Here is a 23879-nt window from a genome sequence, read left to right on the forward strand (position 1 = left end):
CCTAGTGGAGATCGCAGTCCTGGGCTGCCACGCGGATGCCGGCGACTCACCCGAAGCATTCGCTCTAGCGGTGCACCAGCTGCGCCAAGCCCCCGACTACCTGGACGCACTCTCCCTCCCCCTGCCCCTGCACCTGGCGAGCCTCGCCCAGCACTACGTACTGCCGACGGTCGCCGAGGCAGAGTCGGGTGAGGCTGAGGAATCCTCCCTGGAGGAGCTGGCCACCGCCGAGGCGGCGGGCAACGTCAATGGGCAGCACGTAGCGGCGGCGCTGGGCGTGATCGAGGAAGGCACGGACACCGAGCCGACAGACCTGGACCCGGAATACGCAGAGGATCCCGGCCTCGCGCAAGCACCGGAGGATGAACAGCTCGCCTTGTTCCCCTGAGGGGTGAGGGAGCGCTGGCACCCCCCACCGGCTCTGCCGTTGTTCTGCGGCGCGCATTCCATGAACGGCGATCATGCTTTCCTGCGCTGGTGATGCACGGCCGGTCCCCTTCGAGGAGGCACCCTCGGTATCGGCGGGCGCGAGCTCCGACTTGAGGGCGGGAAGCCGGGGACCAGGCGTCGGCAACCGCCGTGATGCCGATGACTTCATGGGCAGCGGATCGGACGAGATACCGCTCTTGCCACGGCGGTGGCCTCCGCGCGGCGCCGTTGGTTGTCTCGCCGGGCCGCGTCCTGGAGCGCTGCCTCCGGGACGCGGCCGGTGTAGGTGACGTGCACGGGGCTGTCGGCGGGATGGAGCTGGTAGCGGGCGGCGCCGCTGCTCGGCCACCCACTGCGGGTCTGTCCAATGAATGGCTCTGGCCCGTAGTCGGTGGTGACGTCGAGTAGCCATCCATGATCATGATTTTGTGATGGACGTCAACTCCCTTGTGGTGACAGTGTTTTCCAGGCTGTCGGCGCTGGTCGTCGAGGACGTGACGGACGGCGGTGACGCGGTGGTGGTTACGGCCCGCACCCGGGGGGACGCGGTGCCGTGTCCGGTGTGCGGGACGTCGTCGGCGAAGGTGCACGGGTACCACGGCCGGACGGTGACGGACGTGCCGGTCGACGGCCGCCAGGTCGTCGTGCGCCTGCGCGTACGGCGGCTGGTCTGCCCGGTCCTGGGCTGCCGGCGGCAGACCTTCCGCGAGCAGGTTCCCGGACTGCTGGAGCGCCATCAGCGCCGCACGGTGCGGCTCGCCGGGCAGATATCCCAGGTGGCGCGGGAGTTATGCGGCCGGGCAGCCGCCCGCCTCGCCGGTCTGCTGGCCGTGCCCGTTTCCCGTAGTACTGCGCTGCGATATCTGCGGCGCCTGCCGCTGCCGCAGCAGGCGGTCCCGCGGGTGATCGGCGTGGACGATTTTGCCCTGCGCCGCCGCCACCGCTACGCCACGATCATCACGGATGCCGAGACCGGCAGACGCGTCGCGGTCCTGCCCGACCGCGAGGCGGCGACGTTGGAGTCCTGGCTGCGCGAACATCGTGGTGTCGGGGTCGTGTGCCGGGATGGCTCGGCCACCTACGCCGAGGCCGTCCGTCGTGCCCTGCCCATCGCGGTGCAGGTCAGCGACCGATGGCACCTCTGGCGCAACCTGTGCGACAAGGTTCTGCTCGAGGTCCGTGCCCACGCCGGCTGCTGGGCCACCATCAACCCGCCCCGCCCCGGCGGAGTACGCGAGCAGACCACTCGCGAACGCTGGAACAAGATCCACGATCTCCTCGGCCAGGGCGTCGGCCTACTCGACTGCTCCCGGCGCCTCGGCCTGGCCCTGAACACCGTCAAACGCTACGCCCGCATGCCCGAACCTCAGGCCCTGCGCATCGCCCCCGCCTACCGGCCGACCCTCGTCGACCCCTATCGCGACCATCTGCGAGCCCGCCGTGCGGCCGACCCCGCAGTCCCTGTCACCCAACTGCTGCGGGAGATCCGAGAGTTGGGCTACACCGGCAGCGCCAACCTGTTGGTTCGCTATCTCAACCAGGGCCGCGCCGAAGGCGACCGCCCCGTCACCACCCCGCGCCACGCCAGCCGCCTCCTGCTCACCAACCCCGAGAATCTACGCCCGAAGGAAACGACCCTGCTGGAGAAGATCGCCGCGGCCTGCCCAGAGATGACCGCGCTCGCCGATCTCGTCCGCAGCTTCGCCGCCCTGCTGAAACCCGCCGAGGGCAATGACGTCAAACTCACCGAGTGGATCACCACCGCCCGCGCCGTCGACCTGCCCCACCTGCGCAGTCTCACCAACGGCCTCGAAATCGACCGGGCAGCCGTGGACGCCGGCCTCACCCTGCCCTACCACAACGGCCGCACCGAAGGCGTCAACACCCGCACCAAGAGGATCATGAGGCAGATGCACGGACGCGCCGGATTCGACCTCCTCCGCCACCGCATCCTCCTGCCCTGACGGAGACACCCAGCGTCACCACCGACTACGGGCCAGAGCCAAGATCAAGACAGTCCCGACCCTTGACGTGATCGCGAAGCTATGCGGCAGAGCCAGCGTCGCCTCCGTCTAAAGTGAACCGTTCCGGGTTTGATCGAGACTCTAGATTGTGACTGTGACCTGGGGGGTTTGTGTTCTGCTGGTGGTAGGCGGCTTCTTATTCTGCGGGTGGGAGGTGGCCGATCTCACCGTGCAGCCGGTGGTGGTATGGCTGCCCGCATCACTGTGATGGATCAGCTGCCCGGGCTGGTGCGCCCGGCCTTCCCGGCCTCGCTGCCATAAGCCCATCTCCAGTGCGGCCAGAACGAGTTCGGTGTGTTTTGTGGTGGCCGCGGACCAGCCCACGATGCGGCGGGAGGAGGTGTCGACGACGAACGCGACGTAGACGGTGCCGGCCCAGGCCGCGACGTGGGTGAAGTCCGCTACCCAGCACCGGTTCGGTGCGGCGGCCACGAAATCGCGGTCCACCAGGTTCGGCGCCCGCTCGGCCGCCCGGTCCTAGATCGTGCTCGGGGACCGCTACGGCGGGATGCGGCACCTGTTCGCCGCCCTGGACCTGGCCAAGGACTAGATCTACGGCCACATCAAGCCGGTCAAGCGGCGCACCCAGTTCCTGGAGTTCCGCCGCTACCTGCGCAGCCTCTACCCGGAGAACGTCCGCATCGCGATCGTCTGCGCGAGAGTGGGCGAGGCGCTCTCGTCGGGAACGCGAATGCGGGCGAGATCGTCGAGGAGGCCCGTGAGCCAGACCAGAACGTCGACGAGCTGCAGCTGCTGACGGCTCGATCCGACATTTGCGACGGGGATGCCCGCAGAGTCGAGCACCTTCGGCACACCATCGACCGGGCTCGGGGGAGAGCTGCGGCCCTTGCACATGTCCTCGGCCAGATCCGCGCACTCCGTCTCCACCCGGCAGGCCACCGCTTCCAGGGAGGCGACGGCCTGGTGCCCAGGCACGGGCCATCCGTAACGACACCGTTCAACCAGAGTCTCTGCGCCTTCCACCATCTGTTGGGCTGTCATGAGCGCCGCCTGCCAGTCGATGCCCGCCATGCGAGGATCGTGACGTTCCGTCTGGAACTGCGCGTATGACGCCTCCGCCAGGAATAGGACGTGACGGGCCCGCGGCAGCGTCTCCTGCGAGGAGGCTGCGCCGATCAGCACCGGAGCGGCTTCTCGGGCCGCGGCTGACGAGGCGAGCAGAGAGGTGGCGATAGCGCGGCGCATCTCACCGCCACCCCCACGCGGCCAGGCGAGCAGACCCATCGCAGTTCCCGTGAGCCCCCCGATGAGGACGTCGAAGAAGCGAGTCTCGGCCAGCTGCCAGCCTGCTGAGGCGACCTGGCTGAAGAGGATGGCGATCACGATGGTGAGCAGGCCCTGCATCCAGGCCAGCCCCAGGATCGGGCCCACGACGAAGCTCACAAGCATGGCGAGGGGAAGCAGGGCGGCGTAGACGTCCGGCCGCGGGCCGACGAGTGCCAGCAGGAAAGCGGCCACCAGAGCCCCGCCGAGCGTCCCGATGAGGGCAGGGCGCAGCGCCGTACGCGTGTCGGCAGCGGACGTCCGCATGAGCGTGAGGGTGGCCAGGAGTGTCCAGAAGCCGTGCGATAGGTCCAGGCCCCCGGCGATCAACCGGGCGACAGCGAGTGCCGCTGCGATCCGCAGTGCGCTCTGGAAGTACACGGAACGGGGTGTGAGGCTCCTGGTGAACCGCACCCACCACAGCCGCCACGCGGGCTCGTAGGCGTACCAGAACGGGCCTGGACGCTCCCCTGCAGGAGTGAGGTCCGGCGGAACGGAGGCACGTACGGCGATCCGTACAGCTGTCACCAGAGAGTGCGTGCCGCGGGCGATGCCGAGGGCCACCGCGCTGCTGTGCAGCGCCTCCGTGCCCATGCCTTGTGACAGCAGCCGGTCACAGGCTTGTGTACGCGCGGCCTCGAAAGCGGTGATCGCGTCGTCCAGAGCGTCCAGCGAAGGCGGCCGGGCTTCACTCACCGTCAGGGAGCGTGCGGCGTGATCCAGAGCGTCCGCCTGCTGACACAGCAGCCGCGCAGCGTCGGGATTGTGCGGCGGCGAAGTTCCGGGGGGCGGCAGCAGCCGGGTGGAGAGCCCCCATACGAAGCGGAGCGCGGAAGCCGCGCGCGTCACGGCCTGGTCGTGCCTTCCCGCCGAGGCAGGCCGCTCCGCCGCCGGGATGTGCAAGGGCCGCAGCGCCTCCGCCCTCTCGGCCGTGGCTTGTCGGAGGTGGTTCACCCGCTCTGGCCGTGGCGGTCGGCCGTTGAGGACGTCCGCGGCGCTCTTGAGGTATCGGGCCACGTGCTCCATGGTGTCCGCGAGCCGCTGCTCGTAGCGCGTGGGGGACGGATCGGGCCACACCAACACCTCCCCTGCTGCCATCAGCGCCACACCCAGGGTGAGACCGATCAGCCGCGAGACCAAGGTCTCCGGCGAGTAGGGAGGAAAACAGGACAGCATGTAGAAGAGGTGCAGACCGGTGGCAAGCCCGACCAGGCGAGGCCCGCCCACGGCGGCGTAGGCCACGGCGAAACCCAGCACCAACATCCCGCCTGCAGCCGACCAGGTGTCAACCGCCAGCAGTGTGCCGGCCGTGACCAGCACCCAACCGGCGGGCACTGCTGCGAGCAACGTCCGTGCCCGGCGGGAGGGCGGCCCCGGTACGTGCGCCAGCACACCCATGGCGACGGCCCCGAAGATTGCGTACGTCGCCATGACGGTATCGCCCACGCCGTAGCGACAGCTGTAGAAGACGAGACACCCCACGAGGGTCACCCGCACCGAGCGCCGAGTCACCAAGAGACCCGGGTCCCGAGCCCGAAGCAGATGAAGAGGTCTCAGCATGCCAAATCCTCCTCGCGCGCCACATGGCTCAGCCGCTCACTGAGAGGGGCGGACGACTCCGCCGCCCGGACGCTACTGCCTGGCCGGCACGCTCCTCGGCTTCCACACGGTCGTCGTCTGGATTTCGGCGCCCCGCCGCGGCGCAATCACCCCAATGCGTCGTCGGTGCGGTCGGGGTCGCCTGGCGCGGGTTGCGCCCTGCATCGCGGTCGACTGTCAGAAAGCACCATTGTGGTTCAGCGGCTCTGACGGGATCGCGGCGTGGACTCCCCAGTGCTCGGCGATCCGCCCGTCGTTGACCCGGAACAGGTCGTAAAGGGCGTACGGAGCGTCGTCGTACGCCCCCTCGCACTGAGCGAAGGCGAACTCTCCCTCGGCCAGAACCCGGTGAACGGTCCTGTAGTGCACACGGGATGCCGAGGGGCCGATACGTTCCTGATCAGCGTGTACGCCGGGCAGACGCGGGCCGTGTTCCACGTAGCCGCGTAGGTCGACGAATTCGTCCCTTCTTCCGTATTCGCGGGCGACGAGGACGCTTTGAGTGAACGCATCCACAACCCGGCGACTGCCCTCTGTCATCTCCGGCCGTCCGATGTCGGCAGGACCGTCGGTCTGGGACGGGCGGCCGTGACCGTTCGACTGCGTGTAGGGAGCCAGAGCGTCCCAGTGTTCCACGAGGCGTCCGTCCCTCACACGGAAGAGATCGAACGCCATGCTGGGCCCGGATCCGATGCCGCGCAGAACGCCGTGCAGCAGTACGAGGTCCTCATCCGCCAGCAGTCGGACCAGCTCATAGTCGAAGCCGTCCGGCAGGGACAGCACCAGTTGTCGGAGAGCATCGCGCCCGTCCCTAGCGAGCGGACTGTGCTGTAGATACTCGGGGGCGACATACCGGTCCACCGCTTCAGCATCGCGGCCGATGAACATGTCGTTCACCACGTCGACCATGAGCTTTTTCGTGTCCATCGTCTTTCCCTCCGCGTACTGAGCGAGGCCGACCGACGAAGGGCCATCGGGTCACACCTGACAAATGACTGGCGGAGACAGCCCTTCTCCAGAGCGCAAGACCGCGGTGCCTGACAAGGCAAGGTGCCCGCGCGCGTCCCTCCTCCGACACAGTAGGTCAGGCCGACTTCCGCATCACGTCACGAACCGCCGAACCTCGCTTGCGGGTGACGTCCACCCAGGGCAACGTCCGACATTCATCCGAACGGGGTGACGCCGGTGCTGCCCTCGCTTGCATAGATGGCCAACGCCCCCAGTGCCTTGCCGAGTCCGTCACTGAGCACGAGGAGCCTGCCGGCGTATGTCCGCACCTGCCCGTCGGCGCAGAGGACCGGTAGATCGGCGGCAAGATCCTTGATCGCCGGTTCCTCCATCGCCCGACGAAAGCCTGCCCAGTGCGCTTCGCGGAGGTGCTCGGGTACAACAAGATCCATGTCGTAGAAACCCTCCACGGGCGTCCAGTTGATCCAGGGTGAACGCGTGAGTCGAGGTCAGGGCCTTGTGGCGTGAGTGCGTCCGTGGGGTTGGTGACACGCCTGTGACACGTGAGGGCCCCCGTCGGCTTGCTCCGGCGGGGCGTCGTCGTGCAGTTGGTCAAGACGGATTGGGGCTTGTGCTGGAGGCTCTGTTGTACTCCGGCTCGCCGCTCTCGAGTACGCGGAGGAGCGAGGTGGTGACGACGCGGGCGGTGCGGCCTATCGGCAGCACGCGGCAGGGGAATTCCCCGTGGCGACCAAGGTCGTAGCTTCGATCTCGACAAGCCGAACGCCTGGGCGGCGTCCTCGAGGCTCGCGGTCCCACTCAAGGTGGCGCGGATGCGCTCGGCGCTGAACGCGCCGTGATGCGTTTCGCTGCTCTGGCTGGGCATTCCTGCCAACAGTGCCTTTCGGTTCGGTTGCTTCCGGGGCAGTGGGGAAGCAGGGAGCTGCGGTGGACTGCCAATGGTCCGAGGAATCACCGATTTCGGCAACCGGCCACTGACGAATACCCTGCTCCGCTCAACGTTGGGAGTGAGTTGCAAAGGGCCCAATCAGCGCCAGCGTTGCTGGTTGGGGTCGTCGGCATTGTCTTCACGTGTTTCCGATGACGCATCATGTGGAGTGCGTGGCGGTGCTGGAGCCTGCTGCCAAGGGCTCCTGACCTGCCGTTACTCCGGATGTCACACTTCGTTCGACCTGTTTCCGAATCACCATGGGGTGGAGCGCGCTGTGCTCCTGCGCCTGCCGCGCGGCGTTGCTGACCTGCGGCTCTGCCGAGGAGTAACGCGGAGTACGTGTCTGATGTCTCGACGTTGCGCGAGTAACCGGTGATTCGTGACGCTCGTTTGACGCTGTTTTTGGCGGATCATCAGATGCGATGGCAGTGAAGGGGTGCTCGCCACCGTCCGGTTGACTCCGTCATCGCAGCTCTCGACGTATTCGGTCCTCGTGTTCAGCCGCCCGTGCCGACAGGCCGTCGACTGGGCCGAGACGCTGCTGCCCACCACCCCGGGGGTGACCCGCGCTGTGGTCATCGTCACCGACGCCACCCAGCTGGGCCTGTGGCGACCGCTGCTGACCGGCACCGAGCCCACCTCGGCCGCCCCTGTGATGCTGCGCCGCCATGATCGCCGCAGCCTGCGAGGCTGGGCCCAGCGCGTCAACATGTTCCACACGGACGACCGCCTGGATCGTCTGTACGGGCTGACCAGCGGCTGGCCCCTGTTGGTCGACCGCGCACACCGCCTGCACCGTGAACTCGGCGACCCCGACGAGGTGTTGCGCCGCATGGCGGGCCTGCTCACGGGCGGTGCGGAGGCCCGCGGCTTCGCCGAGGGGACTGGTGTGTTCGCGGATCCGCTACTCGCGACCGGATACCAGGCCCTCGACGCAGAGTTCAAGGACGGCTCGTTCGACATCGACAGCGCGGTGACCGCCGTAGCGGTCCAGATCGAGGACGAGCACGAGGCCCAGTGGATCGTCGCCTGTCTCGACGCCCTCCAGGTGTTCGACCGTGAGGACACCCACGTGCGCTTGGAACCGCTTCTCCGCCAGTGCGTGGTGCTCCGAGGGTGACCACGGGGGGCAAACTGCCGGCCGCTCGCATGCCCGAGTGGCCGGTCGCATTGCACTGTCACCTTGCCACCGATCGGGCACTGTGAAGCCCCGTGAGGTAGGTCGCCGGGCGAGGTGACAGCGGAGCAGGCCGTGTCAGTCGATCGCCCCTCGCCGCCGCCGAGCACACCCTGGACCGCCTGGAGATCACCCGAGCGACCGTGCTGGAGGGCTTGATTGCCGGCCTTCTATCAAAAGGAGGGGTTCGAGGCCGTCCGTGCGAGCATCGACGAAGGGCAGCCGGTGCGGCGGCCAACTTGGCTGCCTGTCAAAGCCGGTCACGGGTGAACGGGGAGTCAACCCTTCGTCAGTCCGTCCAGGCCACGTTGAGCACCGGTTCGGACGAAGCCTTCCGGGACTGATCGGGCCGTGCCGTTGTGCCGGGACCAGTGGGACGGTTGCGCAACACCGTTCCGGACGGGGGTCTGACTCATGACACCTTTGACCGAAGTGTCTTGTCACGGACTTGTCGACTGCCGTTGCGGATGGTGCCTGCTGTCACCGAGCCACAGGGCGTGTCCCAATAGGGGCCTTGCCATCAATCAGGCGCCATCACGGTTCAGACCGCCCGACCAGGCCGGTGCCAGCCACCCAGCACGTCACCATGCGGGAGGCGGACCACCATGACACCCAGACAGCGCAGCACCCACTCCACCAGCACAGGCCCGCCCGCTTGGGGCGAGGTCGTCCTGGGGGTGGACACGCACGGCGAGGTCCATGTCGCAGCCGTTCTCTGCCCGCTGGGTCAGATCCTGGGTACGAAGTCCTTTCCGGCCACGGGGGTCGGATACCGTCGGCTGCTCGCCTGGGCTCGCAAGTTGGGGACGGTGCGCCGGGCCGGTGTGGAGGGTACCGGCACCTTCGGCGCGGGCCTGTCCCGCTACCTGCTGGCGCAGCACGTTCAGGTGTTCGAGGTGAACCGGCCCGACCGCTCGGCCCGTCGTCTGCTCGGGAAGTCGGACCCGCTCGATGCGCAGGCTGCTGCGCGGGCCGTGCTGAGTGGTCGCGCCCGGGCGCGGGCCAAAACCGGCGACGGTCCGGTGCAGAGCGCCCGGATGTTCAAAATCGCCAAGGACTCCGCGGTCAAGGCCCGTACCCAGGCGATTAACCAGCTCAAGGCCGTCCTGGTCGTAGCCGACCCGGCTCTGCGGGAGCGGCTGTCCGACCTGGGTAACCGCGAGCTGTTCCGCACCTGCGCGTGCCTCAGCCTGCGCGACGGCGAGGGCGACGAGGATGCCGTCGCCCAGGCCACTCGCATCACCCTGAGGCTGCTGGCCGAGCGCATCGAGCAGCTCACGGGGCAGATCGATGAGCTGAATCAGCGACTGACCGGGCTCGTCGAACGCCATGCCCCGCAGCTGCTCGCGCCGATTGGTATCGGCCCGGACTCCGCTGTCACGCTCCTGATCACCATGGGCGACAACCCTGAGCGGCTGAGCACTGAGGCGTCCTTCGCCGCCTTGTGCGGGGTCAGTCCCATCGAGTACTCCTCGGGCCGGCAGAGCTCGCGTCGCCTCAACCATGGCGGCGACCGGCAGGCGAATGCCGCTCTGCACCGCATCGTGTTCACCCGGCTGCGCCACGACCCGCGCACCCAGGCGTACTACGAACGCCGCACCCAGGAGGGCAAGACCCGGCGTGAGATCATCCGATGCCTCAAGCGATATGCCGCCCGCGAGGTCTTCAACCTGGTCAGGACGGTGCCTACCGACCCCCCGTTTTAGGGGCGCCCGTGACAGATGAGAGGGTCAGGCGGGTGAGTGAGACACCGATGAACACCCTGCAATACCGCTTTGACGGGCCAGAAGACGCCCCGGTCCTGATCCTCGGTCCCTCACTGGGCACCACCTGGCACAGGTAGGCGGAACCGTCTTCTGACGTCCATGTGGTCCAGGTCGGGAGCGCTTGACCGATTTGGGATCTTGCCGTCCAGGCGCGTCGACGCTGTTGGTGACACGGACGTGACAGATGTTGACCCCCGTCGGCCTGCGGGGCCGATGGCGCGGCGCTGGTCGGCCACGGCTTGGGTGTAGATGCTTCCGGTAGGTCGAGGCGCGCCCAAAAATTCGAACAACTGTAGGCATCGTGGCGCGGGATGGCTACGATCGCAGTCGCTCGTCCGCGACCTGTTGTGGGTGCAAATTGTGCGGCGAGAGGGCAGTGGATGACCGGTGCGGAGCTATCCAGGGAGGTGGTCGACGATCGCACGAGTGTCCGTACTAGCCTTGCCGTTCGTTTGGACGCGTTCCCGTGTCTAGGGCCGGTTGAGGTCCGTTGGCTTTGTTGTTGAGGCTGCTTCGGGTGGCGCGGGGCAAGCGGTAAGGATGGGCGCGTACAGCCCTGCTGGGAAGAGCGTCGGTGCAGGACGAGAGCGGGTTGGTCGATGGCAATCGCGGCACGAGAGCCCTTGGGTGTGGTTGCGGGAGCGCTGGCTCCCGGCGATCTCGTACCCCGCGAAGCGAGCCTGGCGGTCGTTGAAGCCTTGGGGGCGAAGGTCGTGGCGGCCTACCGGTTCGAGGCGCGAGAGCGGGAGCGACGGGCAGCTGCGGGGATGAAACCGCTGACGCAACCGGATGCCTTGAACCTCTTGATGGCGCTGCCACTCGGCGAGCCTGTTCCTGCCGGATCACTGAGCGACAGGGAGCGCCGAGCGTTGAAGTGCCTGCCGAAGGGGGCTGTGGTTCGACGCGACGGATTGATTACCCGTCTGGCGAGCCAGCCGGTACATGTCGACATGGTGTTCGTGTCTGGACGCGGCTGGGAGTCGGCGATGGAGCAGGCCGAGCGGTTCACGCCATTCACTGCTCGTTCCGTATTGATCGATGGTGTGTTGAGGCGCAAGGAGGAGGCTGTGATGCGTGCAGCTTTCTACGGCATCGGATTGCTCCGTGCCCAAGGGGCAACCGTGGAGGTTGTCGTGCCGCCAAGCCCCTTTGTTCGCAAACGTCATACGGTTGCCAACTGGAAGTTCCTGGAGGATGTCCACCGTCAACTTCCCTAAGCTCTCTGCCCGCGTTCGACTAGGGAGTGACGGGCAGCGTTGCCCACGCCTTCAGCGGCGGCGGTACTTGGAACCCGGACTTGGGACTTGCGCCCACTTCGATGCGCTGGTTTTCCAGTGCGTAACGGTCGGCGGCTGCCGCGCATTTGTTGCGCCACCACGTCTTGCGCTCGCTGCCAGCGCGGTGGCTGGCCATGGCGCTGACCCATTCGCTCCAGGTGAGGATGTTGTGGTTCTCGGCCTCACGCCGCGTGTCGCCGTCGGAAAGGTAGAAACGCTCGAGACCGCGCCCGTCGCACTCCTCGGCGTGCCCGCCGAGCTGTTACGGGCGTGAGCACTGGATCCATTAGGGCGCGAGCTGTGTCTTCCGCAGGCCGCACGCACGAGTTCGTCGAGAGGTTGGAGAAGCGGGTGCTGTTCGTCGGCGACGACTGGGCCGAAGACCACCACGATATCGAGGTCCAGGACGGAGCGGGCCGCAGGCTCGCCACTGCCCGGCTGATGGAAGGCGTCGAGGGTGTCGCGAGGCTGCACGCCCTGCTCGCCCGGCACGGCGGGGAGGAGTTGGAACCCGAGCAGGTAGTGGTCGGGACCGAGACCGACCGGGGCCCCTGGGTGCAGGCCCTGCTCGCGGCCGGCTACCAGGTCTACGCGGTCAACCCGCGCCAGGCCGCCCGGTTCAAGGAGCGGTACGCAACGTCCGGCGCGAAGAGCGACCGCGGTGACGCCCACGCGCTGGCCGACATGGTCCGCATCGACCGCGCCCAGCTGCGCCCGATCGCGGGCGACAGCGAGCAGGCCCAGGCCGTGAAGGTCGTCGCACGCGCCCACCAGACGCTGATCTGGGAACGGACCCGCGCCTTCCAGCGGCTGCGGAACACGCTGCGCGAGTACTTCCCCGGCGCCCTGGCCGCCTACGCGGGCCTGGAGCTGACCAGCACCGACGCCTTGGAACTCCTGGTCAAGGCACCCACGCCCGAGGCGGGGAAGAAGCTGACGAAGACACAGATCACCGCCGTCCTGGCCCGGCACCGCCGCCGCAACCGGGACCAGAAGGCCACCGCGGTCCAGAAGGAGCTGCGCGAGCCCCAACTCGACGTCGCCGCCCCGGTGACCGCCGCCTACGCCGCCGCGGCCACCGCACACGCCCGGCTGCTGCTCGCCCTGAACGAGCAGATAGACGCCCTGGAAGCCGAGGTGAAGGCCCATTTTCTCGCGCACCCGGACGCTGAGATCTACCTGTCGATGCCCGGCATCGGCGAGATCGTCGGGGCCCGGGTGCTGGCCGAGTTCGGCGACGACCCCACACGTTACGCATCGGCAAAGGCCCGGAAGAACTACGCCGGCACCAGCCCGATCACCCGCGCCTCCGGCAAGGTCCACACCGTCCAGGCCCGCTACGTCCGCAACAACCGGCTCGCCGACGCGCTCCAACGTCAGGCGTTCTGCGCGCTGCAGAACTCACCGGGCGCCCGCCGCTACTACGACAAGCAACGAGCCCGCGACCTCGACTACAACCCCGCCCTACGGCAGGTCGGCAACCGCCTCGTCGGCATCCTGCACGGCTGCCTCAAGACCCGCACCCACTACGACGAAGCCACCGCATGGGCCCACCACGGCCAGCTACCAGCGGCGGCCTGACTTGACACCCCAAAGCGATGGGATGTCTGACCACGGTCCCCGATCCACGAGCTGCCATCAGGCCCGACCTCGTTCTCCGGGACTTCCGGCCCGACACCGCGGCCGTCGACGCTCGCTGGTGCGGCGACATCACCTATGTCCCGACCGCGGAGGGCCGGCTGTATCTGGCCACGGTCATCGACATCGCCTCGCGCCGGGTGGTGGGCTGGGCAACGGCCGATCACCTTCGCACTGAGCTGGTCGCCGATGCTCTGACGGCCGCCTGCCGACAGCGTCGCCCCACCCGTCCGGTGATCTTCCACTCGGACCGCGGGTGCCAGTACACCAGTCAGCAATTCGCCGCCTTGGCCGATCAGTTCGGCATCCGGTTGTCGGTCGGCCGGACCGGGCAGTGCTGGGACAACGCGCTCGCCGAGTCGTTCTTCGCCACCATCAAGCGCGAGTTGCTCGACACCACCACCTGGCAAAGCCGGGCCGCCGCCCGCACCGCGATCTTCGACTTCATCGAGGGCTGGTACAACTTGCACCGACTGCACAGCAGCCTCGGCTACCGCAGTCCCGCCGACTACGAGACCGCACTCGCAGTCTGACCAGCACACCAACGGTGTCCGTCAAAGCGGAACAAGCTCACTCGGTGAGGACGCGGCAGATCGGCTCGACACCGCCGAAGCGGGCCCGGTACTCGTCGATGAACGCTACGAGCGTGTGTGTGGCCGGTCGAGCTCGGCCGCGAAGAAAGACGGCATGGTCGCCGAGGTGCGACCGGATCGCACCGCACGTCGGCGCAGCTCAGCGGGGTAATTGGAAGGTCGTGCCATGACTCAATCCTCTCAGAGAATCGAGTCTCCATTCGACCCGGAACGGTTCAAGCTCAACTAAAGGGCGAGCAACTCACAGACCAGATCGTGGCCACGGTCACCGCCGCGGTGCGCCAAGTATCACCAGACATAGACCGCGCACACCGCTTCAGTAATCTAGAGGGTGGACACCCTCCAGCGCCTGGACACGCACCGGAAGTCACCACGGAAACATCCATAACATTCGTCAGGTCGCTTCAACGACTTCGACTCGCACCGTCGCCTTGTTTCCCCCTCCTTCACTGATCCGCCCCAGGAACACGGGAGAAGAAGAGGTGAATTCGTATTTATTCCGCCCGAAGTATGGATTGCCCCATTCGAACTTGATCCCACGAGAGTTGAGGCCATCAGCCTTACATCCCGTCGTTTTGTAGGTCACCTCACCCATCGTGTCACCATCGGCTTGCGTGCCCATGAGACCCACTCCTCCGGGTGCGATGCGAGGACTCGGCTCATTCGTCCACGTGCTCGGGCAATCATCACCTGTAGGGAGCGCGCCGCTCTCTGTCATCCAGTGATCGGCCACCAGCGTGCAGGAGGTGTGATTTGTCAAGATCACCTCTACCGTACGTGATGGGGCCGCCTGCGCTGACGTGGCTGACAGGAGCACCTCGGCGAGGGCTGCACTGATGAGAATTCCCCACCTTCTTGCTCTCATCGTCTCTACCTCTCGACATCGCGTTTGAAGCTGTCCGTTAGACACCGTTGCTCGTATCCACGGACTTCAAGCAATGCGGCGGATACGTTGGGCGGTATCTGTCCTCAGGATCCGAAGGTACGGGGTGGCCCCCATTCTCGCGCCAATACCACCCCGTACCCAGGTATGCCCACACGTCAACCACATGCCCTGCAAGGCTGTCAGCGAGTCATGCGTCGGCGGCAACCTAGGATCTGTTCTTGCCGTGGCCTGGAGCTCACGCTAGGTCTCAGGCAGGCTCAGAAACCTGTGCGGTAACAGCGGCGTGGGCAGCGTTGGGATCGTCTGAGGCGTAATACGTGTGGACTCCTCCGGAGGTGTGCTCGAACTCATACGAGTTGTCGCCGTAGAATGGATTGCTCCACTCGAACGTAACCATCTGTCCTTCGAGTGTCTCGCTCTTGCAGTTCACCATCTCGTACGTGACCGAGGCTTCGGTGCCTCTCTGCATTTCATCGCTCTCCGTGCGCATCTCGGTTGAGTCTGCGGGGGCGATCTGGGTCTCAGGGTCGTCTGTCCACGTCCCCTCCTGAATGCTTCGCTCTTGGAGTTGGAGCGTGCAGGAGGTGTAGTTCTCGAATGTCACGCGAACGCTCCGGTTGCCATCTTGGGCTTGCGCAGGACCGGAAGCAAGTAGCACACCACCCAGCGCGGCAGGAATGAGCAGCGCAGCGACTATTCTCCTCATATTTTTCTCCTCGTCGTTGGCTCAAATACTTAGCCAGGGGGATCCCATGATCGGGCGGCCTTGGTCCGAACCGGGTTAAACGAGACACCGGGCAGGAATAGGCACAACAAGCAGATTACCTGAGGGGTGCCCGGCCACCATCGGGGCACGGTTCACTTAACCCAGTCGAGTGTGTCGATTGCGCCACAGGGAGTAATATTGAGTCTTGAAGGTGAGTCTTCCCCCACGGGTCAGCCTCTGTAGTATGAGATGCTCATACCCTGCACATCCGCCGAGTCACCCCGAAGTTTCTAACCCCCGTGACTCGATGATGCTCGCCTACGTGATCTGCCTCGATTTGCGCGTCTGTCCGCCGTCGAGAACGGCCACGTTCCCCTCGTCGTGGAGAGTCGCTCCGAGGAGGTCTCAATCTCAAGACTTCTTCTGAATGAAGGACCCTTTCCAGTACCCCAGGCCGCGGAAGGCGAGGAACGCGTACGAAGCGGTGCTGCGCAAACTCAACCCCAACCGCTAGCTGCGCATCAACGTCGACTTCTACGCGGCCGTGGTCATGGAGCTGTGCGGGCAGGTGCACTCGATATTCACGCTGACGTTTCTACGCCGGGCGCGTGGTGAGCTGGAGCGCCAATATCCTTGAGCGGGCGCCGGATTTCCAGATCACCCGCCCCACTACGGGGGCCCGCTTATGCGTGTACCCAGGGCATGCCCCGCACCCGACGCGGAAACCTATGAGGAGGCGCCCAATAGCGCACCCAGCTCCAGCACGGGAGCGGGGCTGCTGGCCTTCCGCGACCGCATGTTCATCATGGTGCCGCTTCCCAAACTTCGGCGGGGATGGTAGCCAAGCTTCGGCAGGAGGCTCCACGGGGGCAACTCAGACCGAAGCGTGGAGACGAATCGTTAAAGTTATATGAGTATCCACGTTCCGACGCGCTAATGAATAGCCGGAGAATCCTACCGTTAAGTGCGGCACTCTTACAGCTGACCGCCTCATAGGAGATGCTTTCGAATTTCGGAAGAAACCCGCCGAAGCTTAGCTGAATCCGCGAGGTTTCGTCGACTCCGATCTTCATGTCCGGCTGCCTTCCAGAATCGAAGTTGCCTTCCATCTTCTGGAAAGATAGATCGCAGGAAGTGTGATTCGTCAGGTTCATCACCGTCAGGTCAGACGCATGTGCCGACGTCGCGGTAATAATATTTCCTGCTGCTGCGGCAGCGGCTACAAAGCCGCAGAGGATTTTTTTCATTGGTATTCCCCTCAACTTCTGAACCGTGCTGCAGCCACGGGTTTATGGAGCCTCGGAGATTTCTGCCTCAATAGTCTCCTTATTTACCGTCCCTTGGCTCCGGTAATTCCCGACTAGCAAGGGTGAACTGGTGAACGAGTAAGTGCTCTTCGTCAAGGTTGGGTTGTCCCAGTTGAACGTGATCCGTTGCCCATTGAGCACAGCACTCTTGCACTCGGCAGCTTCGTAGGTTACTGACCCCGATGTCCCTGTCTTGCTCTGCGTGCCGATGAGTTCGGAATTACCCGCATCGACCCGCGGCCCCGGCGCATTCGTCCATTTACTTGGGTAAATGCCAACTCTAGGAATCAATTCGCCCGCTGTCTTCCACTCCATTGCCCGCAACGTACAAGAAGTATGATTGACGATATTTACGTCCACGGAACGTGAGGAGTCGGCTTGCGCTGCCGCAGCAAACAGGAATACGTCAGCCAGTAGTGCACTCGCTGCCAGGATCCCGATCTTTCCTCTCACCGTTTCCAGCGTGAGCGGGTCCGGTTGGCGGCCGCTGATCTCATCGAGGCCGGGGCCAGTGACCGGGAGGTGGCCCGGCGGTTCAGGGTGACCCGGATGTCGGTGAACCGCTGGCGGCGGGCGTTGGCTTCGGGCGGTCGGCAGACCCTGGTCTCCAAGGGGCCCGGCGGTGCCCGCTGCAAACTCGATGCAGGTCAACTGCGGCTGCTGGAGGCGGTGCTGGATGCCGGCCCGGCCGCTGCCGACTGGAGCGACCAGTGCTGGACTCTGGCAAGGATCGCCGAGGTCGTGCGACGCCGGTTCGGCGTCGAGTACACCCTGGCCGGGATGGACCTGCTGCTGCACCGCATCGGCTGGAGCGTGCAGGTCCCCTCCCGCAAGGCCACCGAGCGCGACGAGGAGAAGATCGCCGCCTGGAAGGACGAGCAGTGGCCCGTCATAAAAAGACGGCGGCGGACCTGGGCGCCTGGCTCTGCTTCGAGGACGAAGCCGGCCAGGGCCTGAGGCCGCCCAAAGGCCGCACCTGGGGCCGACGAGGCCACACTCCCGTCGTGCGGGTCACCGCCGCAGGCACCAAACGCGTCTCCATGGCGGCACTGATCTGCACCAAGTCCGGCCACCGGCCCCGGCTGATCTACCGCACCCACCTCGACCGCGGCCCCGCCAAAGGCCGCCGCAAGGGCTTCACCGAGAACGAATACGCCCGCCTGCTCGACGCCGCACACCAGCAACTCGGCGGCCCGGTCGTCCTGGTCTGGGACAATCTGAACACGCACATCAGCCGCACCATGCGGCAGCTGATCGACGCCCGATTATGGCTGACCGTCTACCAGCTGCCACCGTACGCACCCGAGTTCAACCCGGTCGAGGGCGTCTGGTCTCACCTGAAACGGTCCCTGTCGGGTCCAGGCTCATGACGGCCATGTAGACGCACTTGATCGCTGCCTGCTCGTTCGGGAAATGTCCGCGAGAACGGACGGCCTTGCGGATGCGTGCGTTGACCGACTCGATGGCGTTGGTCGTGCATACAACTCGCCTTATTTCAGTGTCGAATTGAAGGAAAGGAACGAACTCGGCCCAGGCGTTCTCCGTAAGTTGTTGGTTGGCCCGGGAGGGCAGGGTGTGGCATAGGCGTTCTTGCCGATTTTGTGGCTATGCGGGAGTGGCCGCCCAGGCCTCCTGGGCACCCTGGCTGCTGATTGAGATGTGCGCTCATGAGTCGCTGATTACGGAGATGACAGCGGGGTGTTCCTTGGGCCGACGACGTGCTGTTGCGGAACGAGGAGGGGCAAGTGAAAGAGCGACGGGCCCGGGCCTGGGCCGGCATCGACGCGGGCAAGGGCCATCACTGGGCGGCGGTGGTCGATGAGAGCGGTGTGACGCTGTCGTCGAAGAAGGTCGACAACGACGAGTCGGCGATCCTGGCCGCGATCAGCGAGATCCTGGATCTGGCCGACGAGGTCAGCTGGGCAGTGGACATCTCCGGAACAGCCTCCGCGCTGCTACTGGCCCTGCTGGCAGCTCACGGCCAGCAGGCCGTCTATGTGCCCGGCCGGACGGTAAACCGCATGTCCGGGGCCTTCCGGGGCGAGGCCAAGACCGATGCCCGCGACGCCTACATCATCGCCGAAACCGCCCGCCACCGCCGGGACTTCACCACGATCGACGTCCCCGCGCAGCTGGCCGCTGACCTTGCGCTGCTGACTGCCCACCGCTCGGATTTGGTCGCCGACCGGGTCCGGATGATCAACCGGTTGCGTGACGTGCTGACCGGCGTCTTCCCCGCATTGGAGCGGGCCTTCGACTACTCGTCCCACAAGGGTGCGCTGATGCTGCTGACCGGTTACCAAACTCCGGCGGCCATCCGTCGACGTGGCCGGGCGAGGCTGACCGCCTGGTTGGCCAACCGCAGCGTACGCAACGCTGACGCGGCGGCAGCTACCGCACTGGAGGCCGCCGAGGCTCAGCACACCGCACTCCCAGGTGAAGGTGTCGCCGCCCAGATCGTTGCGGACCTGGCCAGCCAGATCCTCACCCTCGATGACCGGCTCAAACGGATCGACCGGCAGGTCAGGGAGACGTTCCGCAGCCACCCGCAGGCTGAGATCATCGAGTCACTGCCTGGCATGGGACCGATCCTCGGCGCGGAGTTCGTCGTGGCTGCGGGTGACCTGTCCGCATACGCAGATGCCGGCCACCTCGCCTCTGCGGCTGGCCTCGTGCCCGTCCCCCGAGACTCAGGACGCCGGACCGGAAACCTGCACCGGCCCAAGCGATATAGCCGCCGCCTGCGCAGGGCCCTCTACCTGTCCGCACAGACCAGCATTATCCGCGAAGGACCGAACCGGGACTTCTACCTCAAGAAACGCAGCGAGGGCTGCAAGCACGTTCAGGCCGTCATCGCCCTGGCCCGCCGCCGAGCCGGAGTCCTATGGGCACTCTTGCGCGACAACCGGAACTTCACCACCGTCCCGCCGGCCACGCAGACAGCTTGACTTCTCCATTGAGACTCCCACAACCTCACGATCGATGGATACTTTCTGCCCCAGGCGTCACTGAACTCCAGGAACCGTTCCGTGGCGGCGTCCTCGGTCGGCGCGGTGTAGACGGGCTTGAGCATCCTCGCGATCTTGTCCCAGTCCTGGCGGGCCGCGTAGCGGAACGAGGCCCGCAGCAGGTGGACCACACAGGTTTGAGTGATCGCCTGCGGCCAGACCGTCCCGATCGCGTCGGGAAGGCCCTTGAGGCCGTCGCAGACGACCATGCAGACGTCGTCAACTCCGCGATTCTTGATCTCGGTCAGGACCTGGAGCCACTTGGCGCCCTCGCCGCCGTCGCCGGCCCACAGTCCGAGGATCTCGCGGGTGCCCTCGACGGTGACCGCGAGAACCACGTAGACCGGCCTATTGGCCACCTGACCGTCACGCAGCTTCACGTGCACACAGTCAATGAACAGGACCGGGTAGACCGAGTCGAGCGGCCGGTTCTGCCATTCGTTCATCCCGTCGATCACCTTGTCCGTGATCGTGGAGATGGTGGTCTTGGAGACCTCGGCGCCGTAGACCTCCGCGAGGTGGGCGGAGATCTCACCGTGTGTCAGGCCGCGGGCGGACAGTGAGAGCACCATCTCGTCCACGCCGGTCAGCCGGCGCTGTCGCTTCTTGACGATCTGCGGCTCGAAGCTGCCCGCCCGGTCCCGGGGGACCTCGATCTCGACCGGACCGACCTCGGTCACCACAGTCTTCGAGCGGGTCCCGTTGCGGGTGTTGCCGCTGGCGGCCTTCTCGTGCTTCTCGTGCCCGAGGTGGCCGGTGATCTCGCCTTCGAGGGCGGACTCGAGGATCCTCTTCGTCAGCTGCTGCAGCAGCCCGCCCTCGCCGGTCAGCTTGATCCCATCAGCCTTTGCCCGGTCCACCAGCTGGCCGATCAACTGCTCGTCCACAGCAGCCGGGACTCCGGCGGGCCGCACTTCCTCGACAGCCTCAGCCGAGACGATCACGTCTGTCATCAGGTGTTACTTCCTGTTCGAAGATCCACCGTTGACCGTACAGACCCGGAGGGTGCCGTGCCGATGGACACGGATATGAGAGAGGATGGACGACGAGCACGGCAGCCTTACTGATCTGGGAGCCTAGAGAACTCCATGATCTACAAGAGCCGTGCTCGTCTCATGTCCGGCCACCGGCGATCATCCGACCAAACCGGGATCTACGGAACTCTCCCCGGGGCCCTGCCTGAGGGCCGAGACCGACGATCTCACCCTCAAATACTGCTCGTATGGGTGAATATTCACGCGAAACACCTTGCAGCCATATACATTAGAGCGCTGGGTTGCGATCTCTTCACTCGGGATATAGAGGAGTGCTCGGATACAGGCACCCCTGCTTGTTTAATTATGCGGAGCGCCAATATTGAGGCGAAACTGATGGGTTGCCTACTTGATCGTGCAGCGCACGTGTCTGGCGTGGAAGTAGCCGGTCACGATGTGGGGTTGGCGTTGTCGGCGGTGCGGGAAGCGCCGTGTCTCGCGGGCGAGGTCGTCGATCGAGGTGGCGCGGGCGGCGTGGACGTGGTGTTTCAGATCGGCGTTCAGCAGCTCGTCGGGGTTGAGCTCGGGGCTGTAGCCGGGCATCAGGTGCAGTTCGATCCGCTCGGCGTTTTCGGCGAGCCACCGCTTCACGGCCTTGCTGCGGTGGACGGGGTGCCGGCCGACGATGACGTGAACCTTGCGCCGGGCGTGCGTGGCGAGGCGTTCGAGGAAGGCGCAGAACACCTTCGCGGTGAACTTCCCCGGGAAGACGGTGAACCACAGGGCGCCCCGGGAGGCGACCGCCGACATGATGCTGACGCTGAAAACGCCGGCCGTTCACCCGCACCGGCGGGGCCTGGCCGGCCGGGGCCCAGGAACGTCCGGGCGGAGCGGTATCCGAGCGCAGCCCGCACCGGCCGGCCCAGACCAGCTCGGCCCTCTCCTTCCGGGCCCGCGCGGCGATCTCCGGGTACTCCTCCTCCAGCCAGGCCCGCACCGCTTCGTCCTGCTGCCGGCAGGAGCGGCGGGCGGGACGCTGCGGCGTGAAACCGTGTCGGCGCAGCCCACCCCCTGCTCCGTCATCGACACCCCGCACACCAGCCGGATCAAGACCCAGGCTGTGGCGCGGGTCCACATCACCCCGCTCTGCCCCAGGTGTAGTCGCGCATCGCCCGCAACACCGCACCACGAGCCGAGTCGTCGATCAACTCGCCCTTGCCCGCACGGGATTCGCACTGCCCGCTAGCAACGCCTGCCTGCCGCCGGACTTGAAGACCCGCCACCAGCCCACCGACCGCTCTGCGACCCCGAAGACCTCCGCGGCCCGTCCGTACGTCGCCACCCGCCCTGACTCCAGCGCCGCTACCACCCGCAGCCGCAGGTCTTCCTGCGCAGCCGGCGACAACCACCGCCTGCCCCCACCCTCGAACACACCCAACCAACGACCATGCAACCCAACGGCTTCGCCTCAATAAGTACCTTTCACCTTGTCTAGCCCCCAAGGGTCATTCGCTCCTCTCGACCGCCGATCTCACCGCACCGAACGGAAGGCCTTACGTGAAAATTCGAATTGGGCAATTTGTTCGATTTTCATCAAATGATTGGGGCGGCTCAATTGGGCTTCCACTTGTTTGGCAGCGACGCCTGAGATCGGTTATCTGGGTAGCTTTTGTCTGCGGTCTTGGCGGCACGACTATCGCTGCTGTCAGGTATTACGCCCACCCTCGATGGATCCACTATGGGCCTAGTGCTGGGTGGTCGCCGTTGGCTGCTAGCACGGTGCTACTCATCGCGTCGTCACTGATCCTCCTAATCATGCCATTGAAAAGCCTCAGGCGACTCATCCTGACATGCGTTCTCATTTCCCTCGTTCTTGTCCTGGGCATCACCGTGACCTGGAATCTGGTAGCCGCCGACCATAGTCTGGCAGACGTGCGGGGCGCCATCATGCAAAATCCTAACGAAGTAAACGAGTACCTTGAAAAAAATCAACCGAAGGATCAACGTCCCGAGCTACGCATCCCTACGGGAGTGTTCCTGCAGGACGTCGAGTTCATCGACGTCAATTCTGTTGCTGTAAATGGCTATATTTGGCAGAATTTTCCAGCATCGCCCCCTTTGGCACAACAGGGCGTGGTGCTACCCGAAGCCGGAGATTCGTACGCCCCCAAGGAGGTCTATCGCGTCAAGGGCCCCAACGGGCGGGTAACCGTCGGCTGGTATTTCAGTGGGATCCTACACCAGCCGATCAACTACCAACATTACCCCTTGGATAATCAGAATGTGGTTTTGCGGCTCTGGTCAGTGGACATTGAAGGTGGAGTTCAGCTCGTCCCGGACTTTGCGGCATACCCCCCGTGGCAGTACACAGAAATGTACGGATTGGAAAGAGGTTTTCAACCGACTGGCTGGTCTCCCCAGTTCACTGCATTTACCTTCCAAAAGCACCACTACAGCAGTAGCTTCGGCGTGAATGGCCCACATGCGGCCAGCATTGACACGGTGGAGTTGTACTTCAATATCGGCCTGGTGCGCAAGTGGCAGGGTCCTATGTTCGCCAGTCTCACCAGGGCTAGTTTTATTGCCTTGCTGGTATACCTGGGCCTATTCGTGTACACCCGCGAGGAAGCACGTCGAAGAATTTTCGGATTCAGCACGTGGGCTGTTATCACGTTCACGGTCTCCATGCTGCTCGCCCTCATCCTCGACCAACAGCAGACGCGAACTCTTACAGGTGGAGCGACTGTGGCCTACTTGGAATTTTTCTCAATCACGCTGTACGTAGTCATTATTTCCGTTGCATTGAACGCAGTCCTGGTGACCTCTCGCGAGATCGAAATTCTCCAGTGGAGAGATAACCTGCTACCCAAACTGGTCTACTGGCCGCTGCTTCTGGGCTTGAGTTTCTTGTTTACCGTGGTGGTCTTCAGAAACGGACGCTCTTAGGGTCTGTTGCGAAAGTGCTGGTCAAAGCCATTCGTTGATGGCTGCGACCAGCACGGTGGCTTCGTAGCGGACGGCGAGTTTGTCGTACCTCGTTGCCACTGCGCGATGTCTCTTGAGGCGGTTGATGCCGCACTCGACCGCGTGGCGTTGTTTGTAGTCTTCCCTGTCGAACTTCGGTGGTCTGCCTCCGCGGGAGCCGAGGTTCTTGCGGTTGCGGATCTGGTCCGCCTTCTCCGGGATGGTGCAGGCGATCCGGCGTCCGTGCAGGTAGGCGCGGGATCCGTAGGCCTTGTCGCCCCGGACCTTGTCAGGTCTGGTTCGCGGCCGTCCGGGGCCTGGACGGGGTACTCGGATCTTCTCCAGGA

General features: G+C 65.3%; 19 protein-coding genes and 7 pseudogenes. 14 read left to right on the top strand and 12 right to left on the bottom strand.

The window, feature by feature from the left end; genetic code table 11:
* Positions 1 to 4 precede the first annotated feature (4 nt).
* Both ACFWDI_RS06265 and ACFWDI_RS06270 read left to right on the top strand, forming a co-directional pair.
* Positions 5 to 388 carry an RNaseH domain-containing protein gene (locus ACFWDI_RS06265; protein WP_385301610.1) on the top strand — a complete coding sequence of 128 codons (384 nt, stop codon included), beginning with the start codon at positions 5 to 7 and terminating at the stop codon, positions 386 to 388.
* A 499-nt stretch (positions 389 to 887) separates the two neighbouring features.
* Positions 888 to 2393 (top strand): ISL3 family transposase, encoded by a 1506-nt coding sequence (locus tag ACFWDI_RS06270; protein ID WP_385301649.1) that lies wholly within the window; start codon positions 888 to 890, stop codon positions 2391 to 2393.
* Positions 2394 to 2534: 141 nt separating this feature from the next.
* Here the strand turns inward: ACFWDI_RS06270 and ACFWDI_RS06275 are convergent, their stop codons facing one another.
* Positions 2535 to 2900: a DDE-type integrase/transposase/recombinase gene (locus ACFWDI_RS06275; RefSeq protein WP_385301611.1), complete on the bottom strand. Its 366-nt coding sequence runs from the start codon at positions 2898 to 2900 to the stop codon at positions 2535 to 2537.
* A 46-nt stretch (positions 2901 to 2946) separates the two neighbouring features.
* Between ACFWDI_RS06275 and ACFWDI_RS06280 the strand changes: the two are divergent.
* Positions 2947 to 3112 (top strand): annotated as a pseudogene (locus ACFWDI_RS06280) (transposase); the annotation flags it as partial.
* Here the strand turns inward: ACFWDI_RS06280 and ACFWDI_RS06285 are convergent.
* The 3 genes from ACFWDI_RS06285 to ACFWDI_RS06295 form a co-directional block, all read right to left on the bottom strand.
* Positions 3075 to 5297 (bottom strand): FUSC family protein, encoded by a 2223-nt coding sequence (locus ACFWDI_RS06285; RefSeq protein WP_385301612.1) that lies wholly within the window; start codon positions 5295 to 5297, stop codon positions 3075 to 3077. The pseudogene ACFWDI_RS06280 and the gene ACFWDI_RS06285 sit on opposite strands and share 38 nt — an antisense overlap.
* Before the next feature lie 216 nt (positions 5298 to 5513).
* A complete protein-coding gene (locus ACFWDI_RS06290; RefSeq protein ID WP_385301613.1) occupies positions 5514 to 6263 on the bottom strand; it encodes a nuclear transport factor 2 family protein in 750 nt (249 codons plus the stop codon).
* 236 nt (positions 6264 to 6499) lie between these two features.
* Positions 6500 to 6736 (bottom strand): hypothetical protein, encoded by a 237-nt coding sequence (locus tag ACFWDI_RS06295; protein WP_385301615.1) that lies wholly within the window; start codon positions 6734 to 6736, stop codon positions 6500 to 6502.
* A 993-nt stretch (positions 6737 to 7729) separates the two neighbouring features.
* Between ACFWDI_RS06295 and ACFWDI_RS06300 the strand changes: the two genes are divergently transcribed.
* The 6 genes and pseudogenes from ACFWDI_RS06300 (at position 7730) to ACFWDI_RS06325 (ending at position 13627) form a co-directional block, all read left to right on the top strand.
* Entirely contained in the window at positions 7730 to 8356 is a 627-nt protein-coding gene (locus ACFWDI_RS06300; protein WP_385301616.1) for a hypothetical protein, read from the top strand.
* A gap of 662 nt (positions 8357 to 9018) precedes the next feature.
* Entirely contained in the window at positions 9019 to 10119 is a 1101-nt protein-coding gene (locus ACFWDI_RS06305) for an IS110 family transposase (RefSeq protein ID WP_385301617.1), read from the top strand.
* A 32-nt stretch (positions 10120 to 10151) separates the two neighbouring features.
* A pseudogene (locus tag ACFWDI_RS06310) lies at positions 10152 to 10250 on the top strand (3-oxoadipate enol-lactone hydrolase); the annotation flags it as partial.
* 528 nt (positions 10251 to 10778) lie between these two features.
* Entirely contained in the window at positions 10779 to 11396 is a 618-nt protein-coding gene (locus ACFWDI_RS06315; protein ID WP_385301618.1) for a hypothetical protein, read from the top strand.
* A gap of 411 nt (positions 11397 to 11807) precedes the next feature.
* Entirely contained in the window at positions 11808 to 13037 is a 1230-nt protein-coding gene (locus tag ACFWDI_RS06320) for an IS110 family transposase (protein ID WP_385301650.1), read from the top strand.
* A gap of 17 nt (positions 13038 to 13054) precedes the next feature.
* A complete protein-coding gene (locus ACFWDI_RS06325) occupies positions 13055 to 13627 on the top strand; it encodes an IS3 family transposase (protein ID WP_385301619.1) in 573 nt (190 codons plus the stop codon).
* A gap of 454 nt (positions 13628 to 14081) precedes the next feature.
* On the opposite strand, the gene ACFWDI_RS06330 is transcribed toward ACFWDI_RS06325, so the two are convergent.
* The 3 genes from ACFWDI_RS06330 to ACFWDI_RS06340 all read right to left on the bottom strand — a co-directional run bounded on the left by ACFWDI_RS06330 (position 14082) and on the right by ACFWDI_RS06340 (position 16526).
* Positions 14082 to 14309, bottom strand: a complete 228-nt coding sequence (locus ACFWDI_RS06330; protein ID WP_385301620.1) for a hypothetical protein — start codon at positions 14307 to 14309, stop codon at positions 14082 to 14084.
* Positions 14310 to 14820: 511 nt separating this feature from the next.
* The gene (locus ACFWDI_RS06335; protein ID WP_385301621.1) at positions 14821 to 15177 is read right to left on the bottom strand and encodes a hypothetical protein; all 357 of its coding nucleotides are present in this window, start codon (positions 15175 to 15177) and stop codon (positions 14821 to 14823) included.
* 905 nt (positions 15178 to 16082) lie between these two features.
* Positions 16083 to 16526: a hypothetical protein gene (locus tag ACFWDI_RS06340; protein WP_385301622.1), complete on the bottom strand. Its 444-nt coding sequence runs from the start codon at positions 16524 to 16526 to the stop codon at positions 16083 to 16085.
* Positions 16527 to 17057: 531 nt separating this feature from the next.
* On the opposite strand from ACFWDI_RS06340, the pseudogene ACFWDI_RS06345 reads away from it, so the two are divergent.
* From ACFWDI_RS06345 to ACFWDI_RS06355, 3 genes and pseudogenes are all read left to right on the top strand, one after another.
* A pseudogene (locus ACFWDI_RS06345) lies at positions 17058 to 17165 on the top strand (helix-turn-helix domain-containing protein); the annotation flags it as partial.
* A complete protein-coding gene (locus ACFWDI_RS06350; RefSeq protein ID WP_385301651.1) occupies positions 17142 to 17543 on the top strand; it encodes a winged helix-turn-helix domain-containing protein in 402 nt (133 codons plus the stop codon). The pseudogene ACFWDI_RS06345 and the gene ACFWDI_RS06350, both read left to right, overlap by 24 nt.
* Positions 17468 to 17956, top strand: a complete 489-nt coding sequence (locus tag ACFWDI_RS06355) for a transposase (protein WP_385301623.1) — start codon at positions 17468 to 17470, stop codon at positions 17954 to 17956. The genes ACFWDI_RS06350 and ACFWDI_RS06355 overlap by 76 nt, the downstream gene beginning before the upstream one ends.
* Here the strand turns inward: ACFWDI_RS06355 and ACFWDI_RS06360 are convergent.
* Positions 17913 to 18137: pseudogene (locus ACFWDI_RS06360) on the bottom strand (transposase); the annotation flags it as partial. The gene ACFWDI_RS06355 and the pseudogene ACFWDI_RS06360 overlap by 44 nt on opposite strands.
* 194 nt (positions 18138 to 18331) lie before the next feature.
* On the opposite strand from ACFWDI_RS06360, the gene ACFWDI_RS06365 reads away from it, so the two are divergent.
* A complete protein-coding gene (locus ACFWDI_RS06365; protein ID WP_385301624.1) occupies positions 18332 to 19534 on the top strand; it encodes an IS110 family transposase in 1203 nt (400 codons plus the stop codon).
* 5 nt (positions 19535 to 19539) lie between these two features.
* Here ACFWDI_RS06365 and ACFWDI_RS06370 read toward each other — a convergent pair.
* The 3 genes and pseudogenes from ACFWDI_RS06370 to ACFWDI_RS06380 form a co-directional block, all read right to left on the bottom strand.
* Positions 19540 to 20538: pseudogene (locus ACFWDI_RS06370) on the bottom strand (IS256 family transposase); the annotation flags it as partial.
* 435 nt (positions 20539 to 20973) lie between these two features.
* Positions 20974 to 21378 carry a transposase gene (locus ACFWDI_RS06375; RefSeq protein WP_385301625.1) on the bottom strand — a complete coding sequence of 135 codons (405 nt, stop codon included), beginning with the start codon at positions 21376 to 21378 and terminating at the stop codon, positions 20974 to 20976.
* Positions 21379 to 21583: 205 nt separating this feature from the next.
* Positions 21584 to 21757: pseudogene (locus ACFWDI_RS06380) on the bottom strand (hypothetical protein); the annotation flags it as partial.
* A 626-nt stretch (positions 21758 to 22383) separates the two neighbouring features.
* Between ACFWDI_RS06380 and ACFWDI_RS06385 the strand changes: the two are divergent.
* Positions 22384 to 23514: a hypothetical protein gene (locus ACFWDI_RS06385; protein ID WP_385301626.1), complete on the top strand. Its 1131-nt coding sequence runs from the start codon at positions 22384 to 22386 to the stop codon at positions 23512 to 23514.
* 21 nt (positions 23515 to 23535) lie between these two features.
* On the opposite strand, the pseudogene ACFWDI_RS06390 reads toward ACFWDI_RS06385, so the two are convergent.
* Positions 23536 to 23879 (bottom strand): annotated as a pseudogene (locus ACFWDI_RS06390) (IS5/IS1182 family transposase); the annotation flags it as partial.

The sequence above is a fragment of the Streptomyces sp. NPDC060064 genome (assembly GCF_042736455.1).
GTDB lineage: Bacteria > Actinomycetota > Actinomycetes > Streptomycetales > Streptomycetaceae > Streptomyces.